23 protein-coding genes are annotated in these 20743 nt (G+C 59.2%); 13 read left to right on the forward strand and 10 right to left on the reverse strand.

The window, feature by feature from the left end:
- The first annotated feature begins 98 nt into the window (after positions 1–98).
- From IEW18_RS22000 to IEW18_RS08000, 4 genes are all read left to right on the forward strand, one after another.
- Positions 99–347, forward strand: coding sequence for a DUF3592 domain-containing protein (locus IEW18_RS22000; protein WP_188557321.1), 249 nt, complete (start codon positions 99–101; stop codon positions 345–347).
- Positions 348–458: 111 nt separating this feature from the next.
- Complete coding sequence (locus tag IEW18_RS07990) at positions 459–983, forward strand: hypothetical protein (protein WP_188557322.1); 525 nt, start codon at positions 459–461, stop codon at positions 981–983.
- A 139-nt stretch (positions 984–1122) separates the two neighbouring features.
- On the forward strand, positions 1123–1872 hold the full coding sequence (locus IEW18_RS07995) for an NADPH-dependent F420 reductase (RefSeq protein WP_188557323.1): 750 nt from the start codon (positions 1123–1125) through the stop codon (positions 1870–1872).
- Positions 1873–2418: 546 nt separating this feature from the next.
- Positions 2419–2685, forward strand: coding sequence for a hypothetical protein (locus IEW18_RS08000; RefSeq protein WP_188557324.1), 267 nt, complete (start codon positions 2419–2421; stop codon positions 2683–2685).
- 168 nt (positions 2686–2853) lie between these two features.
- On the opposite strand, the gene IEW18_RS08005 is transcribed toward IEW18_RS08000, so the two are convergent.
- From IEW18_RS08005 to IEW18_RS08015, 3 genes are all read right to left on the reverse strand, one after another.
- Positions 2854–3597: a ThuA domain-containing protein gene (locus IEW18_RS08005; protein ID WP_188557325.1), complete on the reverse strand. Its 744-nt coding sequence runs from the start codon at positions 3595–3597 to the stop codon at positions 2854–2856.
- 109 nt (positions 3598–3706) lie between these two features.
- Positions 3707–4732, reverse strand: coding sequence for a glycoside hydrolase family 43 protein (locus IEW18_RS08010; protein ID WP_188557326.1), 1026 nt, complete (start codon positions 4730–4732; stop codon positions 3707–3709).
- 292 nt (positions 4733–5024) lie between these two features.
- Positions 5025–5984, reverse strand: coding sequence for an NmrA family NAD(P)-binding protein (locus IEW18_RS08015; RefSeq protein ID WP_188557327.1), 960 nt, complete (start codon positions 5982–5984; stop codon positions 5025–5027).
- A 177-nt stretch (positions 5985–6161) separates the two neighbouring features.
- Here IEW18_RS08015 and IEW18_RS08020 point away from each other — a divergent pair, with 177 nt between their 5' ends.
- The 6 genes from IEW18_RS08020 (at position 6162) to IEW18_RS08045 (ending at position 11388) form a co-directional block, all read left to right on the forward strand.
- Complete coding sequence (locus IEW18_RS08020; protein WP_188557328.1) at positions 6162–7010, forward strand: hypothetical protein; 849 nt, start codon at positions 6162–6164, stop codon at positions 7008–7010.
- A 79-nt stretch (positions 7011–7089) separates the two neighbouring features.
- Positions 7090–8103, forward strand: a complete 1014-nt coding sequence (locus IEW18_RS08025; protein ID WP_188557329.1) for a zinc-dependent alcohol dehydrogenase family protein — start codon at positions 7090–7092, stop codon at positions 8101–8103.
- 243 nt (positions 8104–8346) lie between these two features.
- On the forward strand, positions 8347–8529 hold the full coding sequence (locus IEW18_RS08030) for a BLUF domain-containing protein (protein ID WP_188557330.1): 183 nt from the start codon (positions 8347–8349) through the stop codon (positions 8527–8529).
- 87 nt (positions 8530–8616) lie between these two features.
- A complete protein-coding gene (locus tag IEW18_RS08035; RefSeq protein WP_188557331.1) occupies positions 8617–8775 on the forward strand; it encodes a hypothetical protein in 159 nt (52 codons plus the stop codon).
- A gap of 391 nt (positions 8776–9166) precedes the next feature.
- On the forward strand, positions 9167–9358 hold the full coding sequence (locus IEW18_RS08040; RefSeq protein ID WP_019949498.1) for a cold-shock protein: 192 nt from the start codon (positions 9167–9169) through the stop codon (positions 9356–9358).
- 836 nt (positions 9359–10194) lie between these two features.
- Complete coding sequence (locus tag IEW18_RS08045) at positions 10195–11388, forward strand: acetyltransferase domain-containing protein (protein ID WP_188557332.1); 1194 nt, start codon at positions 10195–10197, stop codon at positions 11386–11388.
- A gap of 21 nt (positions 11389–11409) precedes the next feature.
- Here IEW18_RS08045 and IEW18_RS21665 read toward each other — a convergent pair whose 3' ends face one another.
- Both IEW18_RS21665 and IEW18_RS21670 read right to left on the reverse strand, forming a co-directional pair.
- A complete protein-coding gene (locus IEW18_RS21665) occupies positions 11410–11652 on the reverse strand; it encodes a hypothetical protein (protein WP_229728646.1) in 243 nt (80 codons plus the stop codon).
- Positions 11653–11970 carry a DUF1003 domain-containing protein gene (locus IEW18_RS21670; protein WP_229728647.1) on the reverse strand — a complete coding sequence of 106 codons (318 nt, stop codon included), beginning with the start codon at positions 11968–11970 and terminating at the stop codon, positions 11653–11655.
- Positions 11971–12290: 320 nt separating this feature from the next.
- On the opposite strand from IEW18_RS21670, the gene IEW18_RS08055 reads away from it, so the two are divergent.
- The 3 genes from IEW18_RS08055 (at position 12291) to IEW18_RS08065 (ending at position 15152) form a co-directional block, all read left to right on the forward strand.
- Entirely contained in the window at positions 12291–12947 is a 657-nt protein-coding gene (locus IEW18_RS08055) for a class I SAM-dependent methyltransferase (RefSeq protein WP_188557333.1), read from the forward strand.
- A 74-nt stretch (positions 12948–13021) separates the two neighbouring features.
- Complete coding sequence (gene ctlX, locus IEW18_RS08060; RefSeq protein WP_188557334.1) at positions 13022–13972, forward strand: citrulline utilization hydrolase CtlX; 951 nt, start codon at positions 13022–13024, stop codon at positions 13970–13972.
- A 73-nt stretch (positions 13973–14045) separates the two neighbouring features.
- Complete coding sequence (locus tag IEW18_RS08065; protein ID WP_229728648.1) at positions 14046–15152, forward strand: SPL family radical SAM protein; 1107 nt, start codon at positions 14046–14048, stop codon at positions 15150–15152.
- A 192-nt stretch (positions 15153–15344) separates the two neighbouring features.
- Here IEW18_RS08065 and IEW18_RS08070 read toward each other — a convergent pair whose 3' ends face one another.
- The 5 genes from IEW18_RS08070 to IEW18_RS08090 all read right to left on the reverse strand — a co-directional run bounded on the left by IEW18_RS08070 (position 15345) and on the right by IEW18_RS08090 (position 20690).
- Complete coding sequence (locus tag IEW18_RS08070) at positions 15345–16361, reverse strand: hypothetical protein (RefSeq protein WP_188557335.1); 1017 nt, start codon at positions 16359–16361, stop codon at positions 15345–15347.
- Positions 16362–16378: 17 nt separating this feature from the next.
- Positions 16379–17446, reverse strand: a complete 1068-nt coding sequence (locus IEW18_RS08075; RefSeq protein ID WP_188557336.1) for a cytochrome-c peroxidase — start codon at positions 17444–17446, stop codon at positions 16379–16381.
- A gap of 8 nt (positions 17447–17454) precedes the next feature.
- Positions 17455–18246 carry an MbnP family protein gene (locus tag IEW18_RS08080; protein ID WP_188557337.1) on the reverse strand — a complete coding sequence of 264 codons (792 nt, stop codon included), beginning with the start codon at positions 18244–18246 and terminating at the stop codon, positions 17455–17457.
- A gap of 115 nt (positions 18247–18361) precedes the next feature.
- Positions 18362–18739, reverse strand: coding sequence for a hypothetical protein (locus tag IEW18_RS08085; protein WP_188557338.1), 378 nt, complete (start codon positions 18737–18739; stop codon positions 18362–18364).
- 427 nt (positions 18740–19166) lie between these two features.
- A complete protein-coding gene (locus tag IEW18_RS08090; RefSeq protein ID WP_188557339.1) occupies positions 19167–20690 on the reverse strand; it encodes a malate:quinone oxidoreductase in 1524 nt (507 codons plus the stop codon).
- Between the last annotated feature and the right edge of the window lie 53 nt (positions 20691–20743).

Here is a 20743-nt window from a genome sequence, read left to right on the forward strand (position 1 = left end):
GCATCCGCTTGCAACTCGTCATCGATGCGCATAACCAACGCATAGAAGCAGATGGCTAATCACCTGCTATTTTACCACCACCGAATCACTATGATAGAATGCAGCGGAATGGGGTTCGTGTGCAAGGTGTAGTAGTGCGTAATAAAATAAAGTGGGGGCAGAATACTACTGTGCGCCCTATTGTTCGGTTTACAACACACGAGGGGCAAACAATTGAAGCAGAATTACTTCACGGAGTATCATTTGCTATACCTCGTTACCCGGAGGGCGCAACCGTAACAGTCGTGTACAATAGAGATAATCCCTATGAATACGATGTCACAGGTGCTAGTCGACAGTATATGTGATTTTTTTCTATTTGAGTTGAATTGTAGTTCAACTATTAGTTAGTCATATAGGTCTCTCTTTATAGGAGCGCTGATAAGAATTCCGAGGCGGAAATAATTAAAGTGTAGTGTATGCAAGTCGATGTAGCCGAGCTTAGCTGGGAGAATATAAAAAAATACATCTACACTCCCGACGGCTCATTGCCGGATATATGTGTTCTGGCTACTACCCGTGACGATTGGAGCAAATGGATTGACTTTATCAATGCTACTTATAAGGTCATGTTTCGTGATGCAAATGAACAGGAACATGAGAAAATAGATTTTGCCGCGGTTGTAAAATGCTGGGATGATAATCAGGTAGACGGCTGGCCTTTTGCAAGTATTCTTGTGGGTGAAGTTCAGGTTAATTGCTTCTTTCGAATCGAGGATGAGATTGATGGAGATATTGACCCAAGGCAATTCAACCATCTGGATAACCATTTACAGTTGATGCATTACTTAACTAACATGTCCAAGCTATTAGCAAAACATGTTGTAATGCTATGCGAAGGGACGAGGGTAAGCGAGAACAACCAGTTTGACCCTGAGCCTATACTTACTGTCGACCATGCTACAGTGCTCACTAATGCTTATTGGCTTAGCACTTGGTTATAGGATAACTGCCCCATCGTTGTATTCAACGCCGCCAAAGCTGCGCTTCGGCGGCGTTGCTCATTTTAGACTATATCCAAAAGAAAAAAGCAAAACGCCCACTTCCGCTGTTTACCAGCCTGCACCGGCACATCAGCGGCGCATGAACCAAATAACACAACCCATGAACATCGGAATCATTGGTGCCGGCCACATCGGCAGCGCCCTCGCCGTGCGGCTAACTGATCTAGGCCACTCTGTATACATTGCCAACTCCCGCGGCCCCGAGACGCTGCAGGACCTAGCCCAGAAAACCGGCGCTACCCCCGTTACGGCCGAGGAAGCGGCCCGCCGCGGCAGCGACTTTATTGTGGTAACCATTCCGCTGGAGAAAATCCCGGATCTGCCCAAAAACCTGTTCGAGGGCGTACCGGCTGGGGTGCCCATCATCGACACCAGCAACTACTACCCCCTGCTGCGCGACGGTCAGATTCCGGAGCTGGAAACCGGCGACCTGACCGAAAGCGGCTGGGTGCAGCAGCACTTGGGCCGCCCGGTGGTAAAAGTGTTCAACAACATTTTCGCCGAGCACCTGGAGAAGAACGGGAAGCCCGCTGGCACGCCCGGCCGCATTGCCCTGCCCGTGGCTTCTGATGATGCCGCTGCCAAGCAGAAAGTAATGCAGCTGGTAGAAGAGCTGGGCTTCGACGCCCTCGATGGCGGCACCATGCGCGAGTCGTGGCGGCAGCAGCCGGGCGGCCCCATCTACTGCAACGATTTGCCCGCCGACCAGGTGCGCGAGCATCTGGCCCGCCTCGGCTCCGAGCGCACGGAAGCCCAGCACCAGGAGTTCCTGGCCAACCAGGCCAAGCAGGAGCAGGCAATGCAGGCCCAAGGCATCAAGCTGAAGTAGCCCAGGGCAGCCCAGTAGCTGCTGGCCGAAAGCACCGGCGGAAAAACAACTTACTGCCCGCGGCCACTGTAGCGTACGGAGCCAGACGATGAGAGTCTGCAAAACGCCCTGCCGCGTCTGGGCTGGCGTGAGCCGGTACCTGGGGTTAAGTGAAAAAAACACCCCGGTCTCGTTAGTAGTAACCCGTTATCAGCGCCGCTTGGGAAACTCCAGGCGGCGCTGTTGGCGACTAGCTCTGTCGGATAAGGTTGGAGAAATTGCCGGGCATAGGAAACACCATCCGGCAGGGTATACTTGTGGCTGGGCTTCCTGGCTGTAACAGGGTGCTCATAGCCCGCCTCCATGCTGAAAACGCTATTCCTCCCGCTGTTTTGCTTGGCGACTGTGGCCAGGGCTCAAACACGCTGTGCCCGGCCCGTTATCCGGCGGCTGCGTGGCCCCCAGGAAATGTCCGTCACTGGTAGCGCCTTGCTACCCACGGTACTGCTACAAGTAGCGCCCGAAGCCGGGTGCCCGGAGCAGTAGTACCGGTTTCGGCACGCGCAGGTGACCTTGCTGCGCCGGGGCCGACCCGTATTTCCCAGCCGGCTCGTCGAGCATGCCGCGCTGGATCTGCGGCCCTGGATGAATGCCTATCAGTCTGGCGACCAGCTGCTCATTTTCATTGCCTATCAAAATCTGGCGCTGGTAGCTGCTGATGGCGCCCTGACGCCGCTGCTCGCCAAACCGGTCAGCCCCGGTCCGGGGCAGCTGGATTTGCAGACCGATGAATCCAAAGGCATCAGCTTTCGGTGGGTGTTGCGGAAGCCGTAGGCTAGAGCGTGTTACCCGGCCGCGGCCCTAGGGGTCATGCCTGTATTTTCCTTCGGCGTACAAGTTGTGCCGGGGGGCTAGGCATGACGGCCTTTTGTTACCTCAAAAGTTTCCACTGTCCACACAGCCCAATCGCCCGCACTCCTGGGCAAGCGCTGAGCTAGGGCTCTACTTCTTGCCGAGGGCGTACTGTATGCCGCCCAACAGGTGTTGCCGGAATAAAGGCTCACCGAAGCTCTCGGTGGTGTGTCCGCCGGCCGTGTAGAATGCTCGGCCACCATCAACCTCATGGCACCAGGCAATAGGGTGGTTAGCCCCGTTAGTGCCCCCGGAGTACGTGCTTTCGTCGAGCGTTGCCAGGATGGTAAGATCAGGGCTGATACTGCGGAAATTATACCACTCATCGGTGCGCGACCAGCGGGCCGGCAAACCGGCAGTGGCCGGATGAGCAGAGTGCACCACTCTAATAGTGGCCGGCTGAATGGCCGGATGCCCATCGAAATAAGCGCCTACCAACCGTCCGTACCAGGGCCAGTTATATTCGGTATCGGTGGCGGCATGGACACCCACAAACCCTCGTCCGCTTCGGATGAACTGCTCAAAGGCCGTCTGCTGAGTCTCATTCAGTATATCTTGAGTAGTACTCAAAAACACCACTGCCTGGTAGGACTGCAACCGGGCCGCAGTAAACAAACCGGCATCCGTGGTAGTATCCACCCGGAAGTTGTTTTCCTGCCCCAAGGCCTGAATGGCTCGGATGCCCGCGGGAATGGACTCGTGGTAGAAGCCGCTGGTTTTCGAGAATACCAGCACGGCCGTAGCCGGCTTGGGCTGACGCCTATCTACCTCCTTGGAGGAGCACCCCCACAGCGCGTGGGCGGCGCAAAAGCAGGCCAGGGCAAGCAGGCGCATACGGGTTGGGTAGATAAGGTGTAGAAAGGTGTGCTTGGGTTTACGAGATGATACTGAAGAAGTTAACGGCTAAGTTGCAGGTTAACGGCGAAGTGCTGGCGCCGCCTGCCTACAGCTTGCGCGCGGCCACGCCTTCCTTGGTAATTTTTACCGGCTGAATGCGGCCCTGAGCGTCAAAATACATTCGGTCGATGCAGGTGACGCGGTGATTCATGTCGGTTTCGGTGAGGGGACGGCGGTGGTAGACGATGTACCACTCATCCTTGCCCGGCACCTGCACCACGGAGTGGTGGCCGGCGCCGGTAGCCACGGCCGGGTCCTGCTGCAGAATTTTGCCCACCCGCTTCCAGGGGCCCAGCGGCGAATCGGCTACGGCATAGGCTACGGAGTAATCGGGGCCGGCCCAGCCGCCTTCCGACCACATGAAGTAGTACTTGCCCTGGCGGCGGAACATAAGGGGGCCTTCTACATAGTGCTCGGGCGTGATTTCCTTGAACGTGGTGCCGTCGGGGTAGGGGAGCAGGCCGGTGAAATCGGGCTTGAGGCGCGCGATGTTGCAGTGCGACCAGCCTCCGTAGAGTAGGTAGTATTGCCCATCAGTATCCTGAAATACAAACTGGTCAATGGGCTGGGCGCCGTTATGAATGTTCCCTACCAAAGGCTTGCCCAGGTAGTCCCGGAACGGACCCTCTGGCCGGTCGGCCACCGCCACGCCAATGCCGCCTACCTCGCCCTCATGCACATCGTTGGCCCCAAAAAACAGAAAGTACTTGCCGCTTTTCTGGACAACCGCCGGCGCCCACATGGCCCGGCGGGCCCACGTAATGCTGGTAGTATCTACAATGCGCGGGTGCTTGGTCCAGTGTACCAGATCCGGTGAGGAAAACGCATCCAGGTGCACCTGCTGGTCGAATGGCGCGGAGTAGGTAGGGTAAATCCAGTACGTTTTGCCAAATATGACGGCCTCCGGATCGGCGTACCAGCCCGGAAAAACCGGGTTGCCCGCCCGCGTTGCCGCGCCGCCCGGTTTTGCGTTGCCCTTGGGGGTGGGGCCGGTCGGGCCAGAGGATTGAGCGGCGGCCTGCCCGAGTGAAAACAGGCTGAGCAAGGCACCTAGCACTACTGACTTTTTCATAAGATAGATAAATGGTAAGGGTAGGAGGCAGGGTGCTGAAAGTCGTGTGCCTCAGCAACTGGGCGCTTAAGTCTACTGGAAAGTAACGTAACTGCACCTGAAAATCCCGCTGGCTATCCTCCGTTTTACCTGGCGGTGGTGGCTGCTTTGCGCGCCCCACGCCCTGCTGCCTGATTTGACCTAACATGTTGGTGACTGCTAGCTTAAAAGAAACAGCCCGACTCAGCGAATGCTGCGTCGGGCTGAAAGAAGGCGTGTGGGGCTTAAAAACTTACCTTAAGTAAGCCTACGGTTACTTGCTGGCCGCCAGCACTTCCCGCACCGGCGTCCAGCGGATGCCGGGGTAGCGGGTGTTGTCCAGGGGCTCGGCCAGCTTGGCCTGGCCGCTGAGCATATTGTGCAGGTACTGCATGCCTTGCCAGGGCGGAAACACCTCGTTATGGGCCGGTACCAGGGTTTGGGTCACCTTAATCATGGTAGCAAGGACGCCCAAACCGCCCACTCGCAGCAACTTAAAGCGGTGGCCGGTGGCTTGCTGCGCCGCCGTTTGCAGCCCACGGATGGTGGCTACTTCACCGGCTATGCGCAGGTAACGCGGCGTGGTATCGTCCAGGGCGGCAGCGGCCGTAAATTCGGCCGTGTTAATCATAGTCGTGAAGTCCAGGGGCTGGTCGGCATCGCCCCAGTACACCACCCGCCGCGGACCCGGCAGAATCAAGGGCGCCTGTCCGGTCAGCAAGTCCGTAAACATGCCATTCAGGATGGAGGTAGCCCGAATGGGCGCCTGATCGAGCCGCCGCTGAAACTCCCGGCGCAGGTCAAAGTTTCGGTTAGAGCCCTCGGGAAGCCGGGTGAAGTCGGCGGAAAAGTCGGAGGGAATAAAGCGCGGCACGCCCGCCGCTACAGCCGCATGCAGCAGCTGAGTTTGGGCGTCCACAATTACTTCCCGCAGCCCCGATAAGGCAGAAACCACGCAGGAAGCCCCGGTGCAGGCGGCCGTTAGGGCAGCGGCCTCCGTGTACTCCACAGCCACTACCTCCGCGCCCTGGAGCCGCAACGACGCAGCTTCCGCTTTGGTAGTGGCGCCGGGCCGAACCAGGGCCCGCACGGTGGCGCCCCGTAGCCGGAGGTGGTGGGCAATCAGCAAGCCTAGGGCCCCGGTAGCGCCGGCCAGCACAATGGTAGCTGGTGGCGTGGCAGTTGTTGGGTTGGCGGGCGAAGAGGTGGGCTGTTCTAACACAAGAGAAGTCATAAACTGTCGAGAGTAACCTTGTTGCCTCTGGCGTCCGGAACAATAACTTTCGGGCGGCGGCACGCAAGCCCGGCAGTTACCGGGAAGTTGTACTACCTCTTCCTCGGCCGGAAGGTTTGAAACTGCGTACGCATACCGGTCAGCAACAACGGAAGTTTCCTGCCAACCGATACGCTCATGAGTAAGCTACAGCAAGAGAAAGTGCCAGCCGCCCGGCCCGTGGCGGCCGCGGCGGCCCGCGCCGGGAGCCCCCCGCAAGCAACGCCCCTGGTGCGCCAGGCGGCCCGCGGCCTGGTTACAGGGGTGCTGCTGGGGGTAGGGGCGGTAGGAGCCACTTGGCTAAGCTCCTGCTCCGACGACAAAGCGCGACGGCCGGATGCTGAGTTGCAAACCAGCCGCCCGGCCGCTACCCCCGCTGAGGTTACTACTGCAGAAGGTACCCCAGACGATGCAACACAGCCTTTTCGGGCCAGCGGCCAATACTTGGTAGTGGCCGAAACCGCCTACTTTTTCTCTTCTCCCGAACAAGCTAAATCCACCGGCCGCTACCTGCTGCGCGGCGACGTAGTGCACGGGGAAGAGGAACGCGGAGGCTTCGTTAAAACCCGCTTTAAAACGCCTAACGGCGCTATTGTAGCGGGTTGGCTGAAGACAAACGAGCTAAGCCGCCTGAGCAACTGCCCGACCACGGCCGCAACCCGGCCAGCCCAACCCACACGCCCTGTTCCTCAGCCCGAAACGTCAAATTCGGAGGATACCTACAGTTACGAAATAGACCCGGCCCCCACGGCCACCCCGGCGCCTGACCGCGCTGTCGGGCCTCAAACGGCCGTAGTGCAGGTAGCCCGCTCATACTTCTACCATTCTTCTGATTTAACGCAGCCCCGCAAGGCTCACTGCGTGCAGGGCGATAAAGTGCGCCTGGGAGAAGAGCGCGGAGAAGCCGTGTACGTCCGGTTCACCAACTGGGAAAAGGTGACAACCACCGGCTGGATGCGCAAGGATGCCCTGCGCTATAGCCAGTAAGCTACCGCGGCGGGCGGGTGCCGAACAATTGGCAGGGTAGGCAGGTTGTTCGGGCTTTACGCAACTGCGCACCTCCCTTATGAAAGCATACAAGCTGCACGGGCCCAAAAGCCTGGAAAATTTCAAGCTCAGTGACTACGACGAGCCCACTGTGCACGACCACGAAGTAAAAATTCAGGTGAAAGCCGTGTCCCTGAATTTTCGCGACTGGGCCCTGGCCAACGGTTGGTTTGGCTACCCCGGCGAGAAGTTGCCTTTTATTCCCTTCAGCGACGCGGCGGGGGTAGTAACCGAAGTTGGTTCCAGCGTGACAACCCTTCAGGTGGGCGACCGGGTAGCTGCTAACTTCTTTCCCGACTGGCACGACGGCTCGTTCTCGGCCGCCAAAACTGCCCGCTCCCTGGGCGGCAGCACCGATGGCGTACTGGCCGAGTACGTGACCTTTCCGGAAAATTCGGTGGCCAAAGTACCCGACTCGTTTTCCTTTGCGGAAGCGGCTGCCTTTCCCTGCGCTGGCGTAACGGCCTGGCACTCTCTGGTGGTGCAGGCCCAACTCAAGCCCACCGATACCGTGCTGCTACAAGGTACGGGTGGGGTTTCCATCTTTGGTTTGCAGATAGCCAAGCTCATGGGCGCTCAGGTAATTATCACCTCTAGCTCTGAGGAAAAGCTGACGCAAGCCCGGGAAATGGGCGCCGACCTGGTCATTAACTACAAAGAAACGCCCAACTGGGACGAGCAAGTACGGGCCTTAACCCAGGGCCAAGGCGTTGATTATGTGCTGGAAGTGGCTGGCCAAATGGCCCGCTCCGTTAAAGCCCTCAAAGCCGGGGGCAGCATCTTCCAGATCGGGGCCGTGGGTGGCCCCAACGACGAAGCGCCCAACCTGGGCATGGTGCCCATCAACACCCAGCGCATCCAGGGGATTTACGTGGGTAGCACTCAGATGCTCACCGACATGCTCCACGCCTTCGACCGAAATCAGCTGAAGCCGGTTATCAGCAAAACCTTTGATTTCGACCAAGCCAAAGAAGCGCTAGCCTACATGGGTAGTGGCTCCCACTTCGGCAAAATTGTGGTGCAGGTTGGGTAGGCACTACCCTTCTGTTCTATAGCAGAATTAGTAGAATTCGCGGGTGAAAAGGCCGACTTCGGATTGTGTATTCGGAGCCGGCCTTTGTGCGTAGTGTGGGGCTGCCGGGTAGTTTTTAAACCATTGACAGCCGGGAGTAGCCGCCGGTTTGCTTGTTTTTCGAGAACGGGACCAGTATGTTAGGCCTGCTCACTCAAGGAGCAGACACCCTCGCCCAATAATGGCGCACCCTTTCCTTCGGCTATGCATCATATCGTCTATCAGAGTTCTGCTGTTGGGCTACCTACTACGGCAGAGCTGAAGTTTCTGCTGCGACAGTCGAGGGCCAATAACCAGCGGCTGCATATCACCGGGCTCCTTCTTTATAGCAACGGTAGCTTTCTGCAGGTACTGGAAGGGCAGGCACCTGCGGTGCGCCAGATCTAGGCTACAATTCAGGCCGACTACCGGCACACCCGCGTCCATACCCTAGCCGATGGCCCAATTGGCTCCCGCGTGTTTGCCGATTGGTCGATGGGGTTTCAAGTAGTGTCGGGTGAGGATTACCTCCGTCTCACCGGCTATATCAACCCGTTCCGGTCTACGTTCCTGGATGCTCATCTGCCCGATATCGATGAGGGCATGCTCATTCTGCTTAAAACGTTTGTGGTAAACGAAGGCTACCAACTGTAAGCCCAGCCTGTTGTCTGGCAGCTCCCGCGAAGCGAAGCTGCCCAACGTTTCGGCTTCCCAAGTGGGTGAACAGTAGTGCCAAAGACGGCTGCTTAATTTGGCCTAAGCAAGTAGGAGGAGCACGCCAGTAAGTTGCCGAAGAAGGTCTACTAGCCCTCGCGTGCTTCTGACTACAAATGGCTTCAATGCTGCAGCTGCGCAGCCCAGTGCACTCTGGCTGGCTGAGCCGTAAACAGCTCTTCCTCGCCGGTGGAGGCAAAATCTAAAAATAATGCGTATGTTTACATCGTTAAAGGCAAATCGCCTCGTGTCACTATCGTTAATTCGCGTGCTGAATTAATATATAGGGTTTCGCTGCTGGTTGCTTCATCATCATTCACCTCCTAGCATCATGCAGACAGGAACCGTAAAATTCTTTAATGAAACCAAAGGCTTTGGTTTCATCAACAACGCTGAAACCGGCGAAGACATTTTTGTACACGTAACCGGCCTCATTGACGAAATTCGCGACAATGACAAGGTAGAGTTCGAAGTAGAGCAGGGCCGCAAAGGGCTGAACGCCGTTAAGGTGCGTCGCGCTTAATCGACCTTTCTTCTTCTCAGAAGCTAAGAAGCATGCCCCTGGGCATGCTTCTTTTGTTTGGTGCCTACTTCAGTGTAAAGCCTTAGCACTGGCTACTCTAATGTGGTGTCGATTAGTAGTAGCCTGCATTACATACCGTGCCATACAATCGTTAGCTCGGCTCTTCATTCCTGAGTAGAGAGAAGGCCTTCCCACCCGAGAACTACGCGAACTGTTGCTGAAGCAAAGTGGTGCTGACATATAAAGGCCCATGCTCCTGCTCCGGGTGACGGTATTATATAATTCACAAACCCAGATTGTTTGCTCGACTTACCAAATGAGGCGAGCATTTCACGATTTCGGTTGCTTTTTTACAGGACTCTTCTAGCATCATTACTATTGGTTTGGGCGGGCGCCCACCCGGAAACCGCTTAGACGAACCGTTGATGCACGATGGTGAAACAGCGCCTTGAGATATTACTCAGCTAGTAGTGTGTGAAAGCTATGCTAATCGTTGTAGAGAAGATATGTAATAAGGATTTTGTGTCATAAATCAGGGTAGTAAAAATGGTGACACGTAGATGTGTCACCATTTTTACTACCCTGATTTATGACACGGATAAGATTTACAGTGTTAGTTGTTGTAGCGGCTTAAACTGTTTTTGCACTCGTTTCAGCTAAAGGATATCGATTTAACCATTAGGCCACTGCAAGTAAAGTAGCAGGGACGAGCCGGATGCTGCGGCTCCGGAAAATCGGTAGCTTTTTCCGCTATAAGTCAGAACGGTGCAATCTATCATTTTTGGAAGCATCTTGTACTTACTATCTGCTTCCCAATCTTAAGCCACCTCTAATCTATGAAGCACACCATTGCTGCTGTAGCCTTACCAGGGAGCGGCCGTGCCACCGCTCCACGCGTACAGGCCATTGATGTAGCAAGGGGGCTAGTGATGGTGGTAATGGCTCTGGACCACGTGCGCGAATTCTGGAGCCCTACCCCGGTACGCCCCGAAGAGGTTAGTCAGGCTTCAGCCCTGCTCTTTTTCACGCGCTGGATTACGCATTTCTGTGCTCCAACTTTCGTGCTGCTAGCAGGCTTTAGTATTTTTTTGTACCAACAAAAGCATACTGACAGATCCCACGTACGCAAGTTTTTGCTCACGCGGGGCCTGTGGCTGATTGGGCTGGAGCTGATAGTGATTAACTTTCTGTTGCAGTGGGGCTACCAACTGCTCCTGCTGCAAGTAATATGGGTAATTGGCTGGGGTATGGTGCTGCTGGCGGGCGTGCTGTGGCTGCCGCGCTGGCTGCTGGGCCTGCTGGCTCTCGTCTTGATTGCGGGGCACAACGCCCTGCCCCCTGTTCAGCTCGCCACCACTTCTGATGCGCTGCTCGCACTGTTGCATAATGGCCCCACGGTTATTCCGCTGCCCGGGCTACCGCCGTTGCTGGCCGCTTACACGCTGGTGCCCTGGGTGGCGGTGCTGGTGGCCGGCTATTGTTTTGGGCCCTGGTTTTTGGTGCCGGTAGCCCAGCGCCAGCGGCGGCTACGGCTGGCTGGGACGGGGCTACTGGTGCTGTTTGGAGCCCTGCGCGCCACTAACTGGTACGGCGACTCCGTGCCCTGGAGCGTGCAGGCCCGCGGGTTGGGCTACAGCGTGTTATCTTTTCTCAACGTGACGAAGTATCCGCCGTCCCTGCTCTTTTTGTGCCTGACGCTGGGGGTAGCTTTGCTGCTGCTCAGTGCCGTAGAGGGTTCTACCGGCAGGATAAGTCAGGCCCTGCGCACCTTTGGGCAGGTGCCATTTTTTTACTACCTGCTGCATCTGGCCCTGATTAGCGTTAGCGCCTGGGTCTGGACGCGGTTAGCCTTTGGCACGCCCGTTAATTTTGGATTTACCGCCGCTAAGGATTGGCCCGCCGCGTACCAGCCCAGCTTGCTACGAGCTTACGTGGTGTGGCTGCTGGTGGTGGTAGCCTTGTACTGGCCGTGCCGCTGGTACCGTAACTACAAGGCCCGCCACGCGCACTGGTGGCTTTCTTACCTATAAAAAGACTGGGTAGTAGACGGCTTAGCTGGAAGTAACGGTGGCGCCGGAGTCCTGAAATTTCTGCTTGTAGTTGTCGAGGGTGTCGAGCACCTTTTCCGGCTTCACGTCGCGGGCCAGCTCCGGAATTTCGGGGTGGTTAGCTTCCTCGATATCAAGCTTTTTGGCCATGGCTGTTACCAGGATAATCAGCCGCGTTATTTCGTGTTCACTCAGCAAGCTAACCTGCAGGTTCAAATCGGCCCGCTTATCGGCCTGGGCTGACATTCAGTTCTGGCTAATGAGGACAAAGGTGGACAGGAAAATAGCTTCCACGGAGGCAAACATGGCCAGCACCACAAACGAAGGATCAAACGGCTTGAGGCCCAGCCAGCCCAGGTTCCAGACAATCCAGCCGCCAAACAGCGCCAGATGAATGGCTACAAACCGCAGGCTGCCGGTAAACTGGGTTACGGTGTCGGCCAGGGCGTCCTGCCAGCTTTTTTGCTTTTCCTCCAGCTGCTGCCGCTTCAGCAGCTCTGAAATGTTGCGCTCCACAATCTGCGCCATACCGTTGGTTGCAGGGCGAAACGGAGTAGAACTCATAGGACCTAGGCTAGGGTAGCAAAACCAGATAAATTATTTACAACCGCAGGCCCAGTCAATAATGCTCGCTGGGCTGAGCCCCATTCGGGGGCTCACGGCGTGCCAGCTGCGGCCCGGCGGTAGAGCAGCAAACTACCGACGCATACGGCCCAAACCTCCGTAAAATGCCCGGTTGCTCCGTTTTTGCGTATTTCTCCCCGCAGAATCCGTACTGATGCGGAGGCAGTGAAGTGTACTACGTAGGCTTACTCTACTGTCCCAGCTGCTTCACCGAAACGCGCTGTCCCGCCATCTTCCCCCGTACCCAACCCCTGCGCAGTATGCACCCCGACCCAGCCTCGCCGTTTCCCGCCAGCGCCTTTCGCCGCCTCGACGAGAACCCGGATGCCGAATTTTATCGACAGCCCCGCTTCGTTACCCACCTCGACGAGCCCGCGCTGGCCGCCGTAACCCAGCTTTACCGGGAATATTTTAAGCCGGGCAGCACCCTTCTGGACCTGATGAGCAGCTGGGTAAGCCATTTGCCCGCCGAGGTGGCGTATGCCCGGGTGGTAGGCCTGGGCATGAACGAGCAGGAGCTGCGCGCCAACCCCCGCCTGCAAGCGTACGTGGTGCAGGACTTAAACCAAAACCCTGTGTTGCCTTTTGCAGCGGCTGAGTTCGATGGGGCGGCCATCTGCGTCTCTATCGACTACCTGACCCAGCCGGTGGCGGTGTTGCGTGAGCTGGCCCGGGTGCTGCGGCCCGGCGCCCCGCTGGTTATTACATTTTCCAACCGCTGCTTTCCTAGCAAAGCCATTGCCGCCTGGCGCGCCCTCGACGACCGGGGCCACCTGGCGCTGGTCGATCAGCTGCTGCGCGCTGCGGGCGGCTGGGAGCCCAGTGAATTGCTGGACCGCAGTCCTGACCCGCGCCGCTCGGATCCGCTGTTTGCCGTGGTGGCCCGGGCCCAGGCCAGAGGGGAGCAAGCCCTGTGAACGTCATCGGTTGGGCTGACGAAGTTTTCCGGCAAGCCTGTTTCTTTGTGCCTCCCACTTAGCTCTTTGCCCGCATGCAAGCTGCCCGCACCGTTTTCCTTGTTCGGCCCACCCGCTTCACGTTCAACGTCGAGACGGCCCAGTCCAACCACTTCCAGCGGTTTATGGCCGGCCTTGATGAGGCAGCTATTCAGGCGCGGGCCTTCGCGGAGTTTGATGCTGCGGTAGCTACGCTGCGCGCCCGCCAGATGCGCGTGCTGGTGTTTGAGGCCCCGGCCGAGCCGCACACGCCCGATGCCGTTTTTCCCAACAACTGGGGCACGTTTCACCCCGATGGGCGGGTGCTGCTCTACCCTATGTGCGCCCCCAACCGTCGGCCCGAGCGGCGGCCCGATATTCTGGAAACTCTAGGGCAGCACTTCACCATTCGGGAGGTGACCGACCTATCGAGCCACGAGCAGGCCGGCCGGTTTCTGGAGGGCACCGGCAGCATTATCTTCGACCATGTGCACCGCCTTGCCTACGCTGGCCTGTCAGCCCGCACCGATGAGGGCCTGTTTCGGGAGGTGGCGGCAAAGCTGGGCTACGAGCCCGTGGCCTTCCGGGCCTACGATGCCGGCGGCCGCGAAATCTACCACACCAACGTGATGATGTGCGTGGGCGCCCGCTTTGCCGTGGTGTGCCTGGAAAGCATTGCCAGCCCCACCGAGCGCGCCGCCGTGGTGGAGTCGCTGACCCGTACTGGCCACGAAATAGTTCCCATCACGCTGGCGCAGGTAGCGTGCTTTGCCGGAAACATGCTAACGCTACAGCCCAGCGCCGGCCCCGAGCTGCTGGTGCTTTCCCAGAGTGCCTACGATGCCCTCCGCCCCGAGGAGCGCCGGTTGCTGGCGCAGTATGCCGAGCTGGTGCCCCTGGCCATTCCGACCATTGAAACCATTGGCGGCGGCAGTGCCCGCTGCATGCTGGCCGAGGTATTTCTGCCGGCTGCGGAGGCGGGGGCTGGGCAAGAGCAATGGTCGTAAAAAACTGGCTCTGAGCTAGTAAAATACTGATTCGGCGGGAGCTATCTGGGGGCGCGTGGTGTTATAACTCGCTATGACCGAACCCCAGCTGTTTCCTTCGCTCGACCTTCTTCCTTCTCCTGTTGCCGAACCGCGCACACACGCGGCCAAGCTCTGGCTGCCCAAGCGGGTAGTGTTCACCCCGGATGCCCTGGACCAGCCTTTCGGCCAGCAGATTCTGGAGCGCGTAACGGCCCACGGTCTGGAAGTGGAGCTGTTGAAAAACAACCGACTCACGGGGGTGCGCGGCGAAGACGCTCGCGACACCTACCGCCGCGCCAAAAGCACCCTGGCCGTGGTGTGCGCCCCGCCCAGCTCCCTGCGCCTGCAACCCACGCCGCCCTCCGCCGATTGGCAGATGAACCTGGCCGAGGGCTGCCCCGCCCACTGCCAGTACTGCTACCTGGCCGGCAGCCTGAGCGGTCCGCCCGTGGTGAAGGTATTTGCCAACCTACCCCAGCTGCTGGAAAACACCCAGTCCTACGAGCAGCCCGGCCGCGTCACCAGCTTTGAGGTGAGCTGCTACACCGACGTACTGGGCATTGAGCACCTGACCGGTTCCCTGGCCGAGTGCGTCCGGTATTTTGGGCAGCGCGAGGGCACTCACCTGCGCTTCGTGAGCAAGTACGACCACGTGGATACCTTACTGGGGCTACCCCACCACGGCCGCACGCGGGCCCGTTTCAGCTTGAACGCCGAAGCCGCGGTGCGCAAGCTGGAAGGCGGTACGGCCTCGGTGGAAGCCCGGTTGCAAGCGCTGCGCCGCTTGGCCCTACCCGTGGAGCAGGGCGGGGGCGGCTACCCCGTAGGCGTGGTGCTGGCGCCCATTATGCCCCTACCGGGCTGGCAGGATGAGTACCGCCACCTGCTCGACCGTCTGGCCGCTACCCTCGATTTCTCCTGCGACCTGACGGCCGAGTGCATTACCCACCGCTTCACGCCCGGCTCCAAGGACGTGCTGCTGCAGTGGTACCCCAACACGTCCCTGGACCTGGAAGAAGCTACCCGGGCCGTGAAGCGCAACAAGTTTGGCGGCACCAAATTCGTGTACCAGCCCGCCGACATGCGCACGCTCAAGGAGTTCTTCTACCAGGAGTGGCAGCAGCGCTTCCCCAATTCCCCGCTGCTCTACTGGACCTAGGCCGAAACTGACCAAGCCCCCCGGATTCCGACCAGAGAATCCGGGGGGCTGGTTTTAGCTTTCATCTGGGCGCATACCCATATCAAGTTTCTACAGACAACAACACCCGCGTGTCATTCCGAGCGGGAGCGAGGAAGCTGCGTTACTCACAAGACGCTAACCCAGCTTCCTCCCTTCGCTCGGAATGACATTTTAGATGAACGTTGCTTTCGTTACGGCTCGGTGCACCAGGTATCTGGTTTGCTTGAAGCTATAGCCCACCGCCAGTACCATGCGTCCGGCGCTGGCGGGGTGGTTGGTGCGGGCGGTGTACACGGGGAGCTGAAAACTGGTGTTCAAAGAAAAATTCTGGTAGTACACATCGAGGCCGGGCCCCAGCAAGGCGTTGTTCATGGCGTGCTCACCGGTGAGCCGGCCTTCAAAGGTTTCGCCCTTGGTTTTCTCGTAGAAGAATTGCGCCGAAGGATACAGCTGCACTTTCTGGCCTACGGGTACCCGGTAAAACAGGCTGGCAAACGTGGCCGTGCTGGGGGCCAGGCCGTTGTCGAAAGCATTGCGCGAGGCGAGCCGGTAGCTGCTGTTCACGCTCAGGCCCACGCGGTGGAAGCTGCCGATGTAGTTGGCGTACCCGAACCCGTCGGTGGTGCCGGTGCCTACCTGGTTGAGCAGGGGGTAGCGCCGCCCCGCCTCATTCACGCGGCGGAAGCTGCCGGTGGGTAGCTTCACGCCCCCGCCCACAATCAGCCGGCTTTGCACCCCCGCCGTTTCAATGGCCCGAATGAGGTGGTAGCCGGCCAAGACGGTCACGTCGCCTAGGCCCGCGACGTTGAGCTGCCGGCCATTGATTTGGGAAGTGTTCATCACGTAGGGCACGAAGGCGTTCAGTTCCAGACGCTTGGCCAGGAAGTATTTGCCCCGCAGCTCCACCACCCGAAAGGCCTCGTAATCGGTCGGGTCGCCCTGGTGGCGGTGCGCGTAGCCCGCGTCCTGGTTCAGGTGGGTGGGAAAGAACGGCCGCACATGGTCGGGAAAAAAGCGGGCCGACTGCCCCAGCGCTTGGTAGCCGTTGAAGATGCGGTAGCGGTGCATCAAGGAGAAGCTGCTTTGGTTGTCGTAGGGCGTGATGCCCATAAAGCACCCGCAGATGTCGCAGGCACTGGCTTGCAGCACCCCGCAGCCCAGCAAAAAAGTGAGTAGAAGCTGTTTCATCAGGAAAAACGCCCAGCCTAGCGCGGCGCGGCCAGTTGAGGATTCGACAAGAACGATTCGTCGGTGAGCGTTTGCAGAAAGGCGAGCAGGTCGGCCTGCTGCGGGGCCGTGAGCGGCAGGCCCCGCCGACCGTCGGGTTGCCGGAGCAACGGGTCCAGGGTCGGGGAGGCTACCACGCCGTGGTCGTAGTGGGCCAGCACCTGGGGCAGCGTGGTAAAGCGCCCGTCGTGCATGTAGGGCGCCGTGCGGGCCACGTTGCGCAGGCTGGGCACCTTGAACTTGCCCCGGTCGCGGGCCGCCCCGGTGATATGGGCCCGCCCTGAATCGGCGGCGAACGTGGCGTCCAGCCCGTTGTTGCGAAACGATTCGTCCGTGAACAAATCGGTGGCGTGGCAGCCCGCGCAACTGGCCCGAAACACCGTCAGGCCCCGCTGCTCGGCCGTGCTCCACGGGCCGCTGGCCTCCCCGCGGGCGTGGCGGTCGTAGCGGCTGTTGGCGGAGGTCAGGCTGGCCGTGAATTGGGCCAGGGCCCGCAGCAACTGCTGCGAGGTGATGGGTCCCGCGCCGTACACCTGCGCGAACCGACGCGGATAGGCAGCATCGGCGTTCAGCTTGGCCAACACCCGGTCCAGGGTCTCGTCCATTTCCACCGGGTTGGTCAGCGGAGCCAGCGGAAACACCTCCAGATTGGCTACCCCACCGTCCCAGAGCAACGAGCGGCTCCAGCGCAGGTTCTGCAGGGCCGGCGCGTTGCGGGTGCCCAAGCGGCTGGCCACGCCGTGGCTTACGGGGTGGTCGGCGTGGGCGAAGGCCGCGAATTGTTGGTGGCAGGATCCGCAGGAAACGCTCCCGTCGCGGGAGAGGCGCGGGTCGTAGAACAGCTGCCGGCCCAGCTCGAAGGCCGCCCGGTCGGGTGGGTTCTGGTCCAGCACGTACACGGGGGGCGGGAAGTTGGCGGGCAGGGTGCTGCCCGGCACGGTTTCGGCGGGGCGCGCCGCTTCATCGGCGGGGCCACAGGCCGTCACCAGCAGCCCGGCCAGCCCCCAAGACAGCCGGGCCCTGCGTTGCAGGAGCCGCAAGTTCATGCGCGGACTTAGTTGGTGTGCACGTGGTCGATGCGGAACATGCCGGCCGCGTAGTTGTTGGCCACCTTCACCGACTGCGCGCCGCCCATGGTATTCGAGAGCGTGCGAAAATCGATGTTGCTGGCCGCCGTGGGCCCGTTAAACATGCCCAGTACATTCACTTTGAGATGCACCTCGGGGGCATGGTCGGCCCGGATGTAGAGCGGGGTACCGTTGGGCAAAGCCGGCGAAACCGTACGAATGGTGTTGTTTGGCGCCCTGAATCCGCCCACGTGAAAGGTCAGGCCGCCGTTGCCGCTGGCCTGGGCGGAGCGCCCTTCCAGCTTGGTGAAGATGTAGCCCGTATTCCACGTCCAGAACATGCCGTGGCTGGGGTCGAGGGCGCCGGTTTGCGCGCCCGCCACGTTGCGGGCACTGTCTACGCCAATGGTGAAGGTGAGCTTGGTGTAGGTGCCGGCGGGTATCTGCTTCAGGGTTACTTTCTGGGTAGCAGCCTCGTTTTCCTTCACCAAGTGGTAGCTCTCCGGTTCGGCCCACTCGGTGCCGTCGGCCTTGGTTAGCTTGATGTTGGAGACGTAGTAATTGAACAAGCTCACAGTGAACGGGTTACCCGCCGCGTTGGTGTAGGTGGCAGCGTCGAGGACCAGCGCCTGACTGCCTACTACGTGGTCAAATTCAAGGTCCATTTCGCCTACTTCCGGCGTGGGGTCATCCGTGTTGTTCTTGTCTTGACAGGAAGAAAACGAGCAGGAGGCAACGGCTAGCCCGCTGAGCAGCAGAGCAGTAGATAGAAGTTTCATGATTCCAGAAGGGTAGGGGCTGACAAAAATGATGGAACGCCGCCGCTGGCCCTCCTCTACGCAGTGGGGTGGGCCGGGCGTTCAGGGCGCGGGCATAGTCTGCGCGGCGGAAAAGTCAGGCCCGAACGGCTGGAGGATGAAACACGCTGTGCGCGGGAGAAAAGGCGTAGCAGGAAGCTACGCGAGAGGCAAAGCACTCGGCGGCGGGCCGCAAGGTAGCGGCGGCCGGCGGCAGAAGGTAGGGCGCGGGCGACAGGACCTCGTACTTGATTTTGGCGTAGCCAGCGGCTTTGCTTTCGGCCTCGGTGGCCTTGCGCAGCTGCTTGGTCAGGTGGCAGCGCCCGTTGCAACGCAGCTCGGGCTTGTCCTTGTTCACGCAGAAAAGTCGCGTAATCTGTGCCCGGTGAACTTGGTAATCCACTACCTGCAACTCCCGACTAAACGTCTGGAGCATGAGCAGCAGGCACAGAAACCAAGCAAATAAACGGTGCACGGGCGGAGGTGGGTAAAAACCGAAACCGGGTCAAAAGTACGGGCTGCGGGCATATCATAGGCCCAGGCGGAGCAAAACTTATTGGCGCCCAGAAATAATTCGAGCCATTCTGCCTGGGCGCAGTTAAGTGCTGACTTGAAGAGCGTCGTGCGGAGCCGGAGGCGAAGCAGCTCGCGTGCTGAGGTTACAGTAGTCATCCTGGATCAGCAGGCGAGCTGCTCCGCATGACGGACTTATACATTCATAAACCCTAATTCTTTACACGACTGGAATACCGTCGCTTCGCTTTCAGAAGCTAGGCTCGCCCAAATCAGCTGCGTATACTTGTATCAGGCTGATTACCAGCTTAAAATGTAATTTATTAGAAATGACAAAGGCCGCCCGATACGTGCATCGGGCGGCCTTGGCCGGGAACAGGTAGGGTAGCTTACTGCGCTGCCGGGGCAGCGTCAACTTTCAGGCCGAGTACGGCGCTGGTGTGGGCGCGAATTTCTTCCACCAGGGCGGGGTTGTCGTTCAACGACTGGCCAAAGGAGGGAATCATTTCGCGCAGCTTGGCTTGCCACTCCGGGGTTTGGGCTTTAGCCGGGAAGCAGCGCTGCACTAGGCCCAGCATGATGCTCACGGCCGTGGAGGCCCCGGGCGAAGCGCCCAGCAAGGCCGCAATGGAGCCGTCGGAAGCAGCTACTACCTCGGTTCCAAATTCCAAAACCCCGCCCTGCTTTTCGTCTTTTTTAATAACCTGCACGCGCTGGCCGGCAATTTCCAGCTTCCAGTCTTCCGGCCGGGCTTCGGGCAGATACTCGCGTAGGGCCTCCAGGCGGTCTTCCGGCGACTGGCGCACCTGGTTGATGAGGTACTTGGTCAGCGGCATGTTCTTGAGGCCCGCAATAATCATGGGGCGCATGTTGCTCAGCTTCACCGACAAAGGCAAATCGAGGTAGGAGCCCTGCTTGAGAAACTTAGTGCTGAAGCCGGCGTACGGGCCGAACAGCAGCTCCTGCTTGCCATTAATCACGCGCGTATCCAGGTGGGGCACCGACATGGGCGGGGAGCCCACGGCAGCCTTGCCGTACACTTTGGCGTGGTGCTGGGCAATAACGGCGGGGTTTACGCACTTCAGCCACTGCCCGCTTACGGGGAAACCGCCAAAGCCCGCGCCCTCCGGAATGCCCGACTTAATGAGCAGGGGTAGGGAACCGCCCCCGGCGCCAATAAACACGAACGGCGCCCGGAGTTTAATAGTGGCATCCGTGGTCAGGTCCCGGGCTTTTACGCGCCAGATGCCGTCCTCTTTCTGCCGCAGCTTTTCCACGTCGTGGTGGAAGTAGAAAGTAACGCCCGGCTTCTGCTGAAGCAGCGTGAACATGCCCCGGGTCAGGGAGCCGAAATTCACGTCGGTGCCGAGATCCATGCGCGTGGCCGCTACGAGCTGCTGCGGGTCGCGGCCGTGCATCACCAGGGGCATCCACTGCTCCATCTCCTCGCGGCTCTCCGTGTATTCCATGCCCTGAAACAAGGGCGACTGGGTGAGAGCCGCGTGGCGCTTGCGCAGAAACTCTACGTTTTTGGCGCCCCACACAAAGCTCAGGTGCGGAATGTGGTTGATGAAGCGCGTTAGCTCCTTTACGGCGTAGGTTTCGGCCAGGAAGGACCAGAATTGCTTGGACTCCTCGAACTGCTCGGCAATTTTGATGGCCTTGCTGATGTCAACGGAGCCATCGGGCTTTTCGGGGGTATAGTTTAGCTCGCAGAAGGCCGAGTGGCCCGTGCCGGCGTTGTTCCAGGCGTCGGAGCTTTCGGCGGCGGCCACGTCGAGCCGCTCTACAATGGCAATGGTAAGGTCAGGCTGCAATTCTTTCAGCATCATGCCCAAAGTGGCGCTCATGATGCCAGCCCCTATCAGGACCACATCGGCAGACAGGGAATCAGCGGGTTCAGTAGTGCTCATGCGTATTTCGGAATAGGACTTACGAAGTACGGGGAAAGTCAGAAAAGGTGGCT

Source organism: Hymenobacter glacieicola (genome assembly GCF_014640315.1).
In the GTDB taxonomy this organism is placed as follows: Bacteria; Bacteroidota; Bacteroidia; order Cytophagales; family Hymenobacteraceae; genus Hymenobacter; species Hymenobacter glacieicola.

Excerpts from the sequence above, each read along its gene's own strand:
- IEW18_RS22000 (WP_188557321.1), top strand. The coding sequence starts at position 99 with ATGCAGCGGAATGGGGTTCGTGTGCAAGGTGTAGTAGTGCGTAATAAA.
- IEW18_RS07990 (WP_188557322.1), top strand. The coding sequence starts at position 459 with ATGCAAGTCGATGTAGCCGAGCTTAGCTGGGAGAATATAAAAAAATAC.
- IEW18_RS07995 (WP_188557323.1), top strand. The coding sequence starts at position 1,123 with ATGAACCAAATAACACAACCCATGAACATCGGAATCATTGGTGCCGGC.
- IEW18_RS08005 (WP_188557325.1), bottom strand. The coding sequence starts at position 3,597 with ATGCGCCTGCTTGCCCTGGCCTGCTTTTGCGCCGCCCACGCGCTGTGG.
- IEW18_RS08010 (WP_188557326.1), bottom strand. The coding sequence starts at position 4,732 with ATGAAAAAGTCAGTAGTGCTAGGTGCCTTGCTCAGCCTGTTTTCACTC.
- IEW18_RS08015 (WP_188557327.1), bottom strand. The coding sequence starts at position 5,984 with ATGACTTCTCTTGTGTTAGAACAGCCCACCTCTTCGCCCGCCAACCCA.
- IEW18_RS08020 (WP_188557328.1), top strand. The coding sequence starts at position 6,162 with ATGAGTAAGCTACAGCAAGAGAAAGTGCCAGCCGCCCGGCCCGTGGCG.
- IEW18_RS08025 (WP_188557329.1), top strand. The coding sequence starts at position 7,090 with ATGAAAGCATACAAGCTGCACGGGCCCAAAAGCCTGGAAAATTTCAAG.
- IEW18_RS08030 (WP_188557330.1), top strand. The coding sequence starts at position 8,347 with ATGCATCATATCGTCTATCAGAGTTCTGCTGTTGGGCTACCTACTACG.
- IEW18_RS08035 (WP_188557331.1), top strand. The coding sequence starts at position 8,617 with ATGGGGTTTCAAGTAGTGTCGGGTGAGGATTACCTCCGTCTCACCGGC.
- IEW18_RS08040 (WP_019949498.1), top strand. The coding sequence starts at position 9,167 with ATGCAGACAGGAACCGTAAAATTCTTTAATGAAACCAAAGGCTTTGGT.
- IEW18_RS08045 (WP_188557332.1), top strand. The coding sequence starts at position 10,195 with ATGAAGCACACCATTGCTGCTGTAGCCTTACCAGGGAGCGGCCGTGCC.
- IEW18_RS21665 (WP_229728646.1), bottom strand. The coding sequence starts at position 11,652 with ATGTCAGCCCAGGCCGATAAGCGGGCCGATTTGAACCTGCAGGTTAGC.
- IEW18_RS21670 (WP_229728647.1), bottom strand. The coding sequence starts at position 11,970 with ATGAGTTCTACTCCGTTTCGCCCTGCAACCAACGGTATGGCGCAGATT.
- IEW18_RS08055 (WP_188557333.1), top strand. The coding sequence starts at position 12,291 with ATGCACCCCGACCCAGCCTCGCCGTTTCCCGCCAGCGCCTTTCGCCGC.
- ctlX (WP_188557334.1), top strand. The coding sequence starts at position 13,022 with ATGCAAGCTGCCCGCACCGTTTTCCTTGTTCGGCCCACCCGCTTCACG.
- IEW18_RS08065 (WP_229728648.1), top strand. The coding sequence starts at position 14,046 with ATGACCGAACCCCAGCTGTTTCCTTCGCTCGACCTTCTTCCTTCTCCT.
- IEW18_RS08070 (WP_188557335.1), bottom strand. The coding sequence starts at position 16,361 with ATGAAACAGCTTCTACTCACTTTTTTGCTGGGCTGCGGGGTGCTGCAA.
- IEW18_RS08075 (WP_188557336.1), bottom strand. The coding sequence starts at position 17,446 with ATGAACTTGCGGCTCCTGCAACGCAGGGCCCGGCTGTCTTGGGGGCTG.
- IEW18_RS08080 (WP_188557337.1), bottom strand. The coding sequence starts at position 18,246 with ATGAAACTTCTATCTACTGCTCTGCTGCTCAGCGGGCTAGCCGTTGCC.
- IEW18_RS08090 (WP_188557339.1), bottom strand. The coding sequence starts at position 20,690 with ATGAGCACTACTGAACCCGCTGATTCCCTGTCTGCCGATGTGGTCCTG.